A 14,115-nucleotide genomic window follows, 5' to 3' on the forward strand; every position below is an offset into this window, starting at 1 on the left:
ATACTGAGTGTAACGAAGTATCTCTTGTTAATTAAAAGAGATTCTTCACTCCGTTCAGAATGACAAGGAGGAAAAAACTTTGTATAACATTCACTTGAATAAAAGAAAAAATGGAAAAATTTCAAACACTTACATCGACATACGTTCCACTACCTATCGAAAATGTGGACACTGACCAGATTATCCCTGCACGCTTTCTGAAAGCGACAGACAAAGAGGGATTCGGAAATAATCTGTTTGCAGACTGGCGTTATAACAAAGACGGAAGTCCGAAAACCGATTTCGTACTTAACAATCCTACTTATAGCGGGCAAATCCTTGTTGCCGGAAAAAACTTCGGTAGTGGTTCCAGCCGTGAACACGCTGCATGGGCAGTCGCCGGATATGGTTTCAGAGCAGTAGTATCGAGCTTTTTTGCCGATATTTTCAGGAATAACTCATTGAATAATGGTGTACTTCCCGTAGTGGTTACACCTGAGTTTCTGGCAGAAATATTCGCGAGTGTAAATACTGATCCAAAAGCCACTTTGACTATTGATCTGGAGAAGCAGGCAATAACAAATAATGCGACCGGAAAATCGGAAAGTTTTGAGATCAATCCTTATAAAAAGGAATGTTTGCTGAAAGGACTGGATGATATAGATTATCTGCTCTCTAAAAAAGAGATGACAGAGGAATATGAGGAACAATCAATGTTCTAATTAAATAATATGCCGATGTGCCAATATTTTCAAAATTCATTGGCACATTGGCACATTATTCACATTGGCATATTACAGTTATGATAGAAATAATGGATACTACCCTGAGAGATGGGGAACAGACGTCTACCGTCTCGTTTTCGGCTCAGGAGAAGATGAGTATAGCACATTTGCTTCTTGTCGATCTGGGGGTTAACCGTATTGAAGTAGCCTCAGCACGGGTTTCGAATGGAGAATTTGAAACTGTAAAGAAGATTGCTTTATGGGCAAAAGCAACCGGGCATATCGATAAGATTGAAATACTCGGCTTTATAGATAAGGGCGCGTCTATCAACTGGATTAAAGACGCAGGTTGCCGGACTATCAATCTCTTGACAAAGGGATCGTACAAACACGTAACCGAGCAATTGAGAAAGACTCCGGAACAACATCTGGAGGATATCAGATACGAAGTCGAGCTTGCAGAGAAGATGGGTATAACCGTAAATGTTTATCTGGAAGACTGGTCGAACGGGATAATGAATTCCGAAGATTATGTGTACTTTATGATGGACGGAATGAAAGATTTACCTATCAGGCGGTTTATGCTTCCCGATACCTTGGGTGTTCTTAATCCCCATAGTGTATGGCGTTGTTGCCGCCGGATGATAAACCGTTATCCGAATCTGCATTTCGATTTTCATGCCCATAACGATTATGACCTTGCGGTAGCTAATACAATGGTAGCGGCCGAAGTGGGAGTAAAAGGTGTGCATGTGACGATGAACGGACTGGGTGAACGTGCGGGAAATGCATCTTTATCCAGTGTGATTGCCGTATTCCATGACCAGTTGAAACTGGAAACTTCTATAAAAGAAGATAAACTGAATAAGGTAAGCCGTGTAGTGGAAAGTTATTCGGGAATAAATATCGCAGCTAACCAGCCGATTGTCGGGGATAATGTGTTTACACAATGTGCCGGGATACATGCCGATGGCGACAATAAGAATAACCTTTATTATAATGACCTGTTTCCGGAACGCTTCGGACGTGTACGGGAGTATGCATTGGGTAAGCTGTCAGGTAAGTCCAATATCCGTAAAAATATTGAGGCTTTGGGTATAGAGCTCGATGAGGAGGATATGATGAAGGTAACCAACCGTGTTATCGAATTGGGTGATAAGAAAGAAATCATAACACAGGACGACTTGCCATACATTATTTCTGATGTATTGAAGAACAATGAGAAGGAAAAACGGATAAAAATCCTTTCCTTTGCATTCCTTCTCACCAAAGGTTTGCGCCCGACTGCTACTGTACGTATCGAAATCGACGGACAGGAGCATGAATGGACTGCACCCGGAGACGGACAGTATCATGCCTTCTCAAAAGCATTGTGGAAGATATATTCACGTCTGAATAAGCCGACTCCTACGTTGACTAACTATGCGGTATATATTCCGCCGGGAGGACGCACCGACGCATTGGTGCAAACTGTAATTACCTGGGAGTTTAACGGGAAGAGTTTCAAGACCAGGGGACTTGACGCCGACCAGACAGAGGCGGCTGTAAAAGCTACAGAGAAGATGTTGAACATGATAGAGGATATGTAAATGAAATAAATATATCTTTGTAAAAAAAAATGTTATGAGACTTATTACAAAAAGAAGATACATTTATCATCCTTCATGGCATATTGTGTATGAATGGGAAGAAGATATATACAATAACTTGCAAATTCCATTGTCTCTTGATGACAAAAATTTGTATTCTAAAATTCCCAAAGGGAAAGGTAAGCTATATGATATATTATGTAAAATAGACAACTTATACTCACGAAAAAGAAAATCTTCCGATAATGCTTTTTTTTTCCTTATGAATATATTTGATTATTTTCCTGTTTATCCATGCGCACGGAATATTTCGATTCCGTATATAATTGATTTTTTCGTAGATGAAGATAAATTAGCATATTTTTATACCAAATTCAAAAAATGTCCCTTAGTTTTAGTCTCCAGCTTTGAGGCCTACAATTTTTTAAAAGAGAGAAAATGTTTGTTAAATGTCAAATGTATTCCTCTCAGTCTTTCAGACAGATATAAAATCAGTTCTGAATATATTGAAAAAAAGTATGATGTTATAGCATTAGGAAGGACAAATCCTATTTTAATGGAATTCTTAGAAACCTATTTAAAGGAAAATCCGAATGTTGAATTTGTTTATCAAAAAAATTCCAATAAGGGAGACTATGCATATTACTCCACAAAAACAGGTAAAATTGGAGAAGCCAATAGCAGAGCCGATTATATGGAGATACTCGGTAAATCGAAAATCGCGCTCTACTCTACCCCCGGCATGGATAATAGCAGGAGTACGAATGGATTTAATCCCGTAACACCGAAGTTTCTGGAACTAATTTCAAAACAATGCCATATAATAGCCAGATATCCTGATACAGAAGAATGCAGATTTTTTGAAATGGGGAAAATTTCCCGCCATATCGATAACTATCAATTATTCAAAGATACAATGAATAAATATCTGGCAACCCCTGTCGATTTAAAGCTTTATGGCGAAGTCTTGGAAAAACATTATACATCAAAAAGAATTATAGAACTTCAGAAAATAATAAAAGAATTTAGTTTATCATGAAAATCGGGATATTAGGAGCCGGAATAAGCGGCTTAAGCATTGCCAGGCTGTTAAATAATCAATATGATGTCGAAATCTTAGAAAAAGCGAGTATACATGGAGGAATTGCTCGAACAAGGGACGTAAACGGTATTGCTTATCACACAATAGGCGGTCATTGCTTCAATTCAAAACATAAAGATGTTTTAGATTTTGTATTTGACAATATCCTTCCGATTACGGAATGGAATAGAATAAAGCGCAAATCCAGAATAAAATTTCATAATTATGAAATAGATTATCCCATTGAATTTTCAATACGGCAGATATTTGAAAATGATAAAGATCTGGCACAAAGAATAACTGTAGATTTTTTTAAAGCAATTGATAATGGAACGTATGATAATCTGAAAGATTGGTTTTTGAAAAAATTTGGGGATACGTTGGCCTATGAATATTTTATACCATACAACAAAAAAATTTGGAATAGGTTGCCTGAAGAAATGGACTATTCCTGGGTTGAAGATAAATTGCCAGTACCAAATCAAGAATCGTTTTTCAGAGGGTTAATAAACAAATCAGAGGATAATATGGCTCACTTTGAATTTTATTATCCAAAATCGAATAATCAAAATACTTTTATTGATGCTTTAGCAAAAGATATTATAATTCATTATAACTACGAAATCGAATCGGTTAACTATAATCAAATCTCAAAAAAGTGGCATATTAACAATGATAAGATATATGATATTATAATAAATACGACTCCAATAAATAGATTTATTGCAACTATATCCAATGTGCCTATAGATGTTCAGGAAGCAGCTAAAAAATTAAAAGTAAATGGAATATCAAACGTCTTATGGAAGACTAAAGATACAGATAAGACTTGGACATATCTCCCTGATAGCAAATACTTATTTCATCGTTATATTCATATTGGCTCGTTTTCAGACCGTCCAACGGGTATGCAATATCTGAAGTTATAGGATCGCATCTTGTAGAAGAAATGATTCAATCAGGGAGGACAGATGATTTTTTAATAGAGCCTCTGGATCATAACAATTCAGATATGGCTTATATTGTTTTTGATGAAAATTATTCCTCATCAATGAATATTATTAGGGAATACTTAGACAAAATTGGGATATATACCCTTGGCCGATTTGGCGAATGGCAATATTACAATATGGATATTTGTATAAAGAAAGCTATTGATATGGCAAATAGTATAAAAAAAGAATATTAATGAAATTAAACATCGCAGTACTTCCCGGCGACGGGATCGGACCCGAAATTATCGGGCAGGCTTTGAGAGTGACAGAAGCCATTTGTGAAAAATTCGGGCATGAGCTTAGTTATGAATATGGGGTAGTGGGTGCAACCGCTATCGATCAGGTTGGCAATCCTTATCCGGATGGAACGCATGAGTTGTGTATGTCGTCCGATGCCGTACTCTTCGGAGCTATAGGCGATCCTAAATATGACAATAACCCATCGGCCAAAGTACGTCCCGAACAAGGGCTACTGGCTATGCGCAAGAAACTGGGATTATATGCAAATATCCGTCCGGTTTCTACTTTTCCGTCTTTGATACACAAATCTCCGTTGCGCGCCGACTTAGTAGACGGAGCTGATTTTATGTGTATCCGCGAACTTACCGGAGGACTTTATTTCGGACGTCCGCAAGGCCGTAGCGAAGATGGGGATACTGCATACGATACATGTGTATATACGCGTGAGGAGGTAGAGCGCATTCTCCACCTTTCTTACAAATATGCCCGTATGCGCCGCAAGAAGGTGACTGTAGTAGACAAGGCGAATGTGCTTTGTACTTCCCGCTTGTGGAGACAGGTTGCGCAAGAGATAGAAAAACAATATCCGGATGTGGAAACCGAATATATGTTTGTGGACAATGCTGCTATGCAGATTATCCAATGGCCGAAACGCTTCGATGTACTTGTAACCGAAAACCTTTTCGGAGATATTCTTACCGACGAGGCTTCTGTTATTACAGGCTCGCTGGGTATGCTGCCATCGGCGTCCATCGGTATCCATACATCTGTATTCGAGCCTATACACGGGTCGTATCCGCAGGCAGCAGGTAAGAATATAGCTAACCCGCTGGCAACGATATTATCGGCGGCGCTGATGTTTGAATATGCTTTCGATTTGCATGAAGAAGGCGCGCTTATCCGTCAGGCTGTGGCCGCTTCGATGGATGCGGGTGTTGTTACTGAGGATATAGCTTCTAAAGACGGAGAAAAACATTCTACATCTGAAGTCGGTGACTGGATTGTGGACTATGTGAAGAAGTAAGTTTTTCATGAAATACAGAAAAGGTATCATTTTTTGATACCTTTTGTCATTGGCTCCGCTTCGCTCTGCCGAACGTTGTTTCTGAACGGAGTGAAGAATCTTGTCAAATAAGACGGCATTCTTCACTCCGTTGAGAATGACAAGTAATTATCCTTTTCTCTTTAAAGGTACGGGTTTAAGCCATGTCAGAATTCTCCATATCCATTCTACCGGACCATAATAGAAACGTTTTATCCACCAGTTGCTATAAAATATCTGGAATGCACAGACTGCTAATCCGGCCAGAGCGCATTGAAGGAAACTGCATGATACGGCCATATTCAGCCCGAAACCGTAGAATATAAAGACTCCCAAGAGAGACTGCATCATGTAATTGGTAACACTCATACGTCCGACAGGAGCCAATCTTTCTAATACATTTTTACCCGCAACCGTTTTATAGTAGAGCAAAGTAAAGCCGCAGATATAAATTGTCATCATACCCAGATTTGCATATGTCGTGAACAGGCCTTTCCCTACAGCCAGAGCATAATCTTTAACTCCGAAAAGCGGCAGGAGCAATATTATAGCATAAAAGAATGCAAACCACAGGAAAGCATAGGGTAGTACCTTTTTGCTATATTTTATCATTTTCTCTTCGCTCTTATGGATTCCGTAACGGCCAATCAGCAGACCGACAATAAACAGCCCTGCAAGTTGGAGATAGCGGTAAACATCTATAAACCACATCATCTTTGCTGTTTGCCCTTCCACTGCATTGAATTTTATCATATCCCGGAAAGAACCATTGATAAACATATCAGCACTTTTTTCGAATAGTCCGTTCATGCGGATATTAAATGCATCGGGAGTATTGGGTACATTATTACTCATCAGAGAAATGAATTGTATAACCTGCGGTATTTGTAGAAACAAGAGGAACGCGATGCCTGCCAGCCACTTTGCAGGTACTTTGTATAGAGGGATGAGTATCAGTCCCAATGTAGCGTATATAACGAAGAATTCGCCCATATATATCAACCCGTTGATATAACCCAGTGCAAATAATATTACCAGCCTCCATGCGAATCTAAGACGGAAGTCATTACCTTTCTCAGCCTGTGAATCCATTTGCATAAAGAAGCTTAAACCGAACAAAAGGGAAAATATAGCGTATGATTTTCCCTGAAACAAAAAATGGATAATACTGTTTACGGCTGTATCTGTCCATTGCCAGAATGGAGAATCAAGTATAGGTGTATATGTGAGGTCGAAATGCTCCATACTGTGCAGCAGCATTATACCCATCAGGGAGAAGCCCCTTAGGGCATCTATGGAACTGATACGTTTCTTTGGTGTGATCGCAATGTCTTGTTTCATGGTGTATTTAGTTTATGTTGCAAATATAGATTCAGCGTGATTCAATTGCCTGTATATTTTGAGCATAAAAGGCAAAAATCCGGTCATTCTTATTTGAGATACATCCTGTAAGTATCCCAAAAGCAGGAATACAGCTAAATACAGGCAGGAAAAGGTGGATTCTTAACACTATCGATTTGAATAAATATTTATTAGTATGACTTATTTTTTATACTTTTGGGATTCAATAATTAAAAAATGAAGTTTGATAAAATATACAATAACCTCCTTGTCTGGAAAGCCAAGAATGTCAAGGAAAAACAATTGGTCATATTCGTAAGCTTCCTTATCGGGATATTTACGGCTTTGGCGGCATATATTCTGAAAAGCCTGATACACCTGATACAACACTTCCTTACATCTCAGTTTCTCACCGAAGGAGCCAATTACATATATCTGATAACTCCTGCTGTAGGTATCCTTATCGCCGGGCTCTTCGTAAAATATATTGTACGGGATGATATTAGTCACGGGGTAACAAAAATATTGTATGCCATCTCGCAACGCAAGAGTTTTATCAAACTTCATAATGTTTACACATCTATTATAGCCAGTTCCATTACTATCGGATTCGGGGGATCGGTAGGAGCGGAGGCTCCTATTGTACTGACCGGGTCGGCTATCGGGTCCAATCTCGGACGAGTATTCAAGGTGGAGCAAAAATATCTGATGCTGCTTATCGGTTGCGGCGCAGCAGGTGCCATCGCGGGTATTTTCAAGGCTCCTATTGCCGGACTGGTGTTTGTAGTCGAGGTTTTATTGCTCGACCTTACTACTTTTACCGTATTGCCGCTTTTGGTAACGTCTGTGACCGCCGCTACACTGTCGTATCTGACGATGGGTACCAAGGCTATGTTCAGCTATGCATATACCGATGTATTTATTCTGGAGCGGATACCTATGGTTATCCTGCTCGGTATTTTTTGTGGTGTGGTGTCTCTCTATTTTACCCGTGCGATGAACTGGATAGAGGATATATTCCGGAAACTTACCTATTGGCAAAAATACGGTCTCGGGGCAACTGTACTGAGTATTCTTATATTTCTGATGCCTCCGCTTTATGGTGAAGGTTATGATACAATAAATGCATTGATCAACGGCAGCAGGGAGTATGGAACGTTGCTCGACAATAGTTTGTTTTTCCAGTTTAAAGATTTCCGCTGGACAGTAATTCTTTTCCTGGGCGGGGTTCTATTGATGAAGGTGTTCGCTTCCAGCGCGACAAATGGTGCCGGAGGTACAGGGGGGATATTCGCTCCGTCATTGTTCCTCGGTTGTATTGCCGGATTTATATTTGCATACGCGGCTAACCACTCTGAATTCAGTCAGTATCTGCCTTTATTGCCGGAAGAAAATTTTGCTTTGATGGGGATGGCCGGGGTGATGGCCGGAGTGATGCATGCGCCATTGACAGGGACATTCCTGATTGCAGAGTTGACCGGTGGATATGAACTGCTCTTACCGCTAATGATAGTATCGATCTGTTCTTATGCTTTTATCAAGATATTCGAGCCTCACAGTATTTATTCGATGCGTCTGGCCAAAAAGGGAGAGCTGCTTACTCACCATAAAGATAAAGCCGTATTGACTCTGATGAATATCAATCGGTTGATAGAGACTAACTTTCAAACTGTAAACCCGGATATGACATTGGGTGAGATGGTAAAAGTGATATCGAGTTCGTCACGTAATGTGTTTCCTGTGGTAGACGACCGAAATCGTTTTTTGGGTATCGTGCTGATAGACAATATAAGGAATATAATGTTCCGTCCCGAACTATATAACCGCTTCAGGATTTCGCGCGTTATGACTTCTCCGCCTGCAATTATTGTAGTGGGTATGACAATGGAAAGGATAATGAAACAATTTGATGAAACCAAGGCATGGAATCTGCCTGTGGTAGATGAAAACGATGTCTATCTCGGATTTATTTCCAAATCGAATATACTGGATGTTTACAGGGAAGTGCTTGTAGATAACTTTGCCGAAGACTAAAATACCGGTCTGTGATCTGTTTGCTTTTTAATCAAAATTATGAAAAGATAAAAAATATCTATTCCATACTTTTCTATCTTTGCGAAAGAATAAACCTTTTAACAGTAAATATTTATGAAAATTTTTATCGGTATATTATCTGCTGTTATAATTCTTACGGGAGCCACCCTTACCGTATTGGCCCTGTGGGATATCCAGCCTATTTCGTTGAGTATAATTTTGCGTTCGGGGGCAACTATCGCCATCGTATGTGTTACTTTTTTTGTGCTTTGGCTTATACGCGTCCTGTTTTTCAAAAAAGATTTATTTAACAGCAATAAAGGGAAATAGGGTCGCGCGCCTATTTGTAACTTTGGTAAGTAGGACTGTCATTATAAGTTATAGCCTGATAATATATTATGCAAATAGGTAGTTGGATTTTAATGTTCAATTCTTTTCCAGCATAATTCCCCTCCTTATTTGTTTTCGAAAGCTTTTAACTTATTGCTGCCACGCCCTGTCGGACTTGTCCTTCCTTTTGGCATTGCCCAAAAGGAACACAGGCAATCTTTGATTGCGCGTAGTTGAAAAGAATTGAACGTTAAAATTACATATACCTCATTCCTGTGAATTTTATTTCAGCCAGTGATTTGATTTATAATTGATTTTCTGTTACTTTCGTTACATTTTAACGGTATATAGTCAATAAATGTAAAGCCTTCTATTTAATATTTATTTATATTTTCATCGTTGTTTAATTTGTTTTTTGTTAAACGAATACACAATTATATTATCTTTGCATTATTATCATTCATATTAGAATATGGACATTTTCATATCGATTTTAATTACTCTTTTATTCGTATTTCTTAATGGTTTTTTTGTTGCGGCGGAATTCGCAATCGTAAAAGTTAGGTCTTCTCAACTTGAATTGAAAGCTCAGGCAGGCAGTCGTGCAGCCGCTCTTTCAAAAAAAATAGTAACACATCTCGATTCCTATCTGGCTGCTACCCAGTTTGGTATTACCATTGCCAGCCTTGCTTTAGGTTGGATAGGCGAGCCTGTGGTATCCAAGATAATCAAAGAAATAATCGGACTGTTCAATATTGAACTTGCCCCGTCTGTGTTGTCTACAGTATCGCTGATTACAGCATTTATTATAATCACTATATTGCATATCGTATTAGGAGAGTTAGCTCCTAAATCATTGGCTATCCAGCGTTCAGAACAGACAACGCTTGCCGTTGCATATCCTCTGCATGGTTTCTATTGGATTTGCCGTCCGTTCATCTGGTTACTGAATGGCATTGCCAATCTTGTACTCAAGATGGTTGGACTGCATACCGTTTCGGAACAGGAAGTGTATAGCAGCGACGAGTTGCGCTATCTGGTAGATCAGGCAAAGGAAAGCGGGAAGGTAGACAGTACAGAATTTGATATTATCCAGAATGCATTTGATTTCTCGGAACGTACCGCGCGCCAGATAATGGTTCCGCGTACGCAGGTGGTATCTATAGACGTGAACGATTACGATGAAAAGACATTGGAATTTGTAATAGAGGAAGGATATTCCCGTATTCCGTGTTACGAGGATAATATAGACAACACTATCGGGGTAGTCCATCTGAAAGATATATTGAAAAAGATGCGCATTAGCAGCGGGAATGTGAATATCCGTTCTATCATACGCCCTGTTTCATTTACTCCCGAGACAAAACGTATCGGCCAGCTTTTGAAAGAGTTTCAGGTAAAGCATCAGCAAATTGCGATGGTACTGAACGAATATGGCGGAGTAGAGGGCGTTATCACTATGGAGGATATACTCGAGGAACTTGTCGGTGAAATACAGGATGAATACGATAACGAAATTCCGTTTGTAGAACAAACAGGAAAAAATATCTATTCGGTAATAGCTACGGCTGCCATATCCGACATCAACGATGAGTTGCCGCACCCGATAGACAGAGATAAGCAGTACGATACCCTTGCCGGATATCTCATCGATAAATTCGGCCGTATTCCTAATACGCACGATAAACTGGAAGCAGAGGATTATCAGTTTACGGTGATAAAGAAAAATAAGACATCGATTGTTGTGGTTCAGCTAAAAGACCTGGTAGCAAAAGGGGACGCAGATGATGCTGAACAATCAAGGACCACTCAAATCTGATGTCAATTTGAGAATTCGAAAATTAGCAAATTTGGAAATGAAGCAAGTCCGGTTTGCATGGTCTGTATAGACTCTGTAACTTGTAACTAAAATAAATGGATTTTAAACTTCAATATACTGACGGGCAAACCAAAGCCAGAGCAGGACTTATAACAACCGATCACGGACAGATAGAGACCCCTGTTTTTATGCCGGTGGGTACTCAGGGAGCGGTGAAAGCCGTACATATGACCGAACTGAAGAATGATATCGAAGCGCAGATAATTCTGGGGAATACGTATCATCTGTATCTGCGTCCGGGATTGGAAATACTTAAACAAGCGGGCGGTTTGCATAAATTCAATAGCTGGGACAAGCCGATACTGACCGACAGTGGAGGATTTCAGGTGTTTTCTTTAGCCGAAAACAGGAAATTGACCGAAGAAGGCGCTATATTCCGGTCTCATATAGATGGTTCGAAGCACTTTTTTACACCGGAATCCGTTATGGATATTCAGAGGGTGATAGGCGCGGATATCATTATGGCTTTCGATGAATGTACGCCGGGAGATGCCGATTATACATATGCAAAGAAATCCCTTGATTTGACCGAACGATGGCTCGATAGATGCTTTACTCAGTTTAACGGCACAGAATGCGAATACGGGTATAAGCAGGCCTTATTTCCTATTGTGCAGGGGTGTGTTTATCCTGACTTACGCCGCAGAGCCGCAGAGAATGTAGCATCGAAAGGTGCGGACGGGAATGCGATCGGAGGACTGGCTGTAGGTGAACCTACCGAAAAAATGTATGAGATGATTGAGGTGGTAAACGAAATACTTCCGGCCGGTAAACCCCGTTACCTGATGGGAGTAGGCACGCCGGCCAATATTCTGGAAGCCATAGAGCGGGGTGTGGATATGTTCGATTGTATCATGCCTACCCGTAACGGACGCAACGGGCAACTGTTTACCCGTAATGGTATAATGAATATGCGTAACAGGAAGTGGGCAAACGATTTTTCTCCGATCGAAGAAAATGGGGCATCATTTGTTGATACTTTATATACAAAAGCATATCTTCGTCATCTGTTTATTACGAATGAAATATTAGGATTACAGATAGCTTCTATACACAATCTGGCTTTCTATCTGCAACTGGTTAAAGAAGCCCGTGAGCATATTATAGCAGGGGATTTCTCCGGATGGAAGAAAGAAATGGTAGAAAAAGTGAGCAGGAAAATTTAAAGAATTAAGAATAACTTGTCTGGTTGTAACTTGTAACTGCCCGGAGGGCGAAGTAGCTGAAAATGAAAATACTTTCGATACTCGACAAATATATTATTAAGAAGTTCCTGGGGACTTATATATTCTCCATTGTTCTTATTATATCCATTGCTGTCGTATTCGATATAAATGAGAAACTGGATAAATTTCTGGATAAAAAGGCTCCGTTGACAGCGATAATATTTGATTACTACGTCAACTTTGTGCCCTATTATACGAACCTCTTCAGTGCCCTGTTTGTATTTATAGCCGTTATATTTTTCACATCCAAACTGGCGGATAATTCCGAGATTATCGCCATGTTATCGAATGGGATGAGTTTTAAACGGCTGATGAAGCCATATATGATATCGGCGGGAATAATTGCGGTCTTTTCATTTGTTCTCAGTAGTTTTATAATCCCTCCTGCCAATGTAACCCGTATCAAGTTTCAGAACAAGTACGTCAGGGATAAGAGTGTGGAATACGCTTCAGGGATTCAGCTTCAGGTGGATAAAGGTGTTATTTTATATATAGAGCGGTTCGATAATAAGACGAAGGAAGGATATAACCTGTCTCTCGACAAAATTGAAGATAAGGAACTTAAATCACGTCTGACAGCCCAACGTATAAAATACGACAGCGCGTATCACTGGGAACTGTATAATTATAAGATACGGGAACTGGAAGGCATGAAAGAGATAATCAGCAACGGGGATAAAATAGATACGACCTTGAATGTTGTGCCCAGCGATTTTCTGATATCTGTAAACGATTTCGAGCAAATGACCACTCCCGCGTTATATAAATATATACAGCGGCAAAAAGATAAAGGTATTGCGACGGTGGGCGAGGTGAGTATCACTCAGTTCGAGATTGAATTTCACAAACGTTTTGCTTCTGTATTTTCCGCGTTTATCCTCACTATTATCGGGGCTTCTTTGTCGGCCCGTAAAGTGAAAGGTGGTATGGGGCTTAATATCGGTATCGGGTTGGGGCTTAGTGTATCATACATTATGTTCCAGACGGTCAGTTCGTCATTTGCCGTATCGGGGACTATGCCTGCGTGGCTTGCTGTGTGGATTCCCAATCTGGTATTTATCGCGATAGCTGCATATCTGTATTCCAGAGCTCCGAATTAAGAGTTAAAAATATATACATATGAGTACTGTAAATTATGACCTTAGTAAGATCAAGGCATTTATATTTGATGTAGACGGGGTTTTATCTCCCGATTCCATTCCCTTGTCTCCTGAGGGTGAGCCGATGCGTATGGTGAACATAAAAGACGGGTATGCCATAAATCTTGCCGTAAAACATGGATATGGCGTAGCGATCATTACAGGAGGCGATACGGAGGCTGTAAGGCTGCGTTTCTCGCGCCTGGGGATAAAATATATCTATATGAAGTCGAAGATTAAAATACATGACTTTAACGACTATATACAGAAGACAGGTTATAAGCCGGAAGAGATTATGTATGCAGGAGACGATATACCAGATTATCATGTAATGCAGTCGGTAGGATTACCTGTTGCCCCGGCAGATGCCGCACATGAAATAAGAAGTATAGCCCGGTATATTTCACATTTCAAAGGAGGGCATGGAGTTGCCCGCGATATAATCGAGCAGGTAATGAAAGTACATGGTAAATGGATGAGTGAGGAAGCTTTCGGCTGGTAGCAATTGTTTGTCT

General features: G+C 39.9%; 13 protein-coding genes. 12 read left to right on the plus strand and 1 reads right to left on the minus strand.

Annotated elements, in window-relative coordinates:
* Positions 1 to 110 precede the first annotated feature (110 nt).
* The 6 genes from leuD (at position 111) to leuB (ending at position 5,633) form a co-directional block, all read left to right on the plus strand.
* Positions 111 to 701, plus strand: coding sequence for a 3-isopropylmalate dehydratase small subunit (gene leuD, locus ACFO6W_RS20150; protein ID WP_379999786.1), 591 nt, complete (start codon positions 111 to 113; stop codon positions 699 to 701).
* A gap of 80 nt (positions 702 to 781) precedes the next feature.
* Entirely contained in the window at positions 782 to 2,293 is a 1,512-nt protein-coding gene (locus tag ACFO6W_RS20155) for an alpha-isopropylmalate synthase regulatory domain-containing protein (protein ID WP_380000101.1), read from the plus strand.
* 34 nt (positions 2,294 to 2,327) lie between these two features.
* The gene (locus tag ACFO6W_RS20160; RefSeq protein WP_379999788.1) at positions 2,328 to 3,332 is read left to right on the plus strand and encodes a glycosyltransferase family 1 protein; all 1,005 of its coding nucleotides are present in this window, start codon (positions 2,328 to 2,330) and stop codon (positions 3,330 to 3,332) included.
* Positions 3,329 to 4,303 carry a protoporphyrinogen/coproporphyrinogen oxidase gene (locus ACFO6W_RS20165; protein WP_379999790.1) on the plus strand — a complete coding sequence of 325 codons (975 nt, stop codon included), beginning with the start codon at positions 3,329 to 3,331 and terminating at the stop codon, positions 4,301 to 4,303. Before ACFO6W_RS20160 ends, ACFO6W_RS20165 begins: the two co-directional genes overlap by 4 nt.
* 20 nt (positions 4,304 to 4,323) lie before the next feature.
* Entirely contained in the window at positions 4,324 to 4,563 is a 240-nt protein-coding gene (locus ACFO6W_RS20170) for a hypothetical protein (RefSeq protein WP_379999792.1), read from the plus strand.
* The gene (gene leuB, locus ACFO6W_RS20175) at positions 4,563 to 5,633 is read left to right on the plus strand and encodes a 3-isopropylmalate dehydrogenase (RefSeq protein WP_291108647.1); all 1,071 of its coding nucleotides are present in this window, start codon (positions 4,563 to 4,565) and stop codon (positions 5,631 to 5,633) included. Before ACFO6W_RS20170 ends, leuB begins: the two co-directional genes overlap by 1 nt.
* 147 nt (positions 5,634 to 5,780) lie before the next feature.
* Here the strand turns inward: leuB and ACFO6W_RS20180 are convergent, their stop codons facing one another.
* A complete protein-coding gene (locus ACFO6W_RS20180; RefSeq protein ID WP_379999794.1) occupies positions 5,781 to 6,992 on the minus strand; it encodes a DUF418 domain-containing protein in 1,212 nt (403 codons plus the stop codon).
* A 237-nt stretch (positions 6,993 to 7,229) separates the two neighbouring features.
* Here ACFO6W_RS20180 and ACFO6W_RS20185 point away from each other — a divergent pair, with 237 nt between their 5' ends.
* The 6 genes from ACFO6W_RS20185 (at position 7,230) to ACFO6W_RS20210 (ending at position 14,102) form a co-directional block, all read left to right on the plus strand.
* Positions 7,230 to 9,026, plus strand: coding sequence for a chloride channel protein (locus tag ACFO6W_RS20185; protein WP_379999796.1), 1,797 nt, complete (start codon positions 7,230 to 7,232; stop codon positions 9,024 to 9,026).
* 114 nt (positions 9,027 to 9,140) lie between these two features.
* The gene (locus ACFO6W_RS20190; RefSeq protein WP_006797659.1) at positions 9,141 to 9,356 is read left to right on the plus strand and encodes a hypothetical protein; all 216 of its coding nucleotides are present in this window, start codon (positions 9,141 to 9,143) and stop codon (positions 9,354 to 9,356) included.
* A gap of 472 nt (positions 9,357 to 9,828) precedes the next feature.
* Positions 9,829 to 11,175, plus strand: a complete 1,347-nt coding sequence (locus tag ACFO6W_RS20195; RefSeq protein ID WP_379999799.1) for a hemolysin family protein — start codon at positions 9,829 to 9,831, stop codon at positions 11,173 to 11,175.
* A gap of 95 nt (positions 11,176 to 11,270) precedes the next feature.
* Positions 11,271 to 12,401: a tRNA guanosine(34) transglycosylase Tgt gene (gene tgt, locus ACFO6W_RS20200; RefSeq protein ID WP_379999801.1), complete on the plus strand. Its 1,131-nt coding sequence runs from the start codon at positions 11,271 to 11,273 to the stop codon at positions 12,399 to 12,401.
* Between the two features lie 62 nt (positions 12,402 to 12,463).
* A complete protein-coding gene (locus tag ACFO6W_RS20205; RefSeq protein ID WP_379999803.1) occupies positions 12,464 to 13,561 on the plus strand; it encodes an LptF/LptG family permease in 1,098 nt (365 codons plus the stop codon).
* A 19-nt stretch (positions 13,562 to 13,580) separates the two neighbouring features.
* Positions 13,581 to 14,102, plus strand: a complete 522-nt coding sequence (locus ACFO6W_RS20210; RefSeq protein ID WP_379999805.1) for a KdsC family phosphatase — start codon at positions 13,581 to 13,583, stop codon at positions 14,100 to 14,102.
* Positions 14,103 to 14,115: the final 13 nt, after the last annotated feature.

Origin of the sequence: Dysgonomonas termitidis, assembly GCF_042654545.1 — a bacterium.
Classification (GTDB): Bacteria; Bacteroidota; Bacteroidia; order Bacteroidales; family Dysgonomonadaceae; genus Dysgonomonas; species Dysgonomonas termitidis.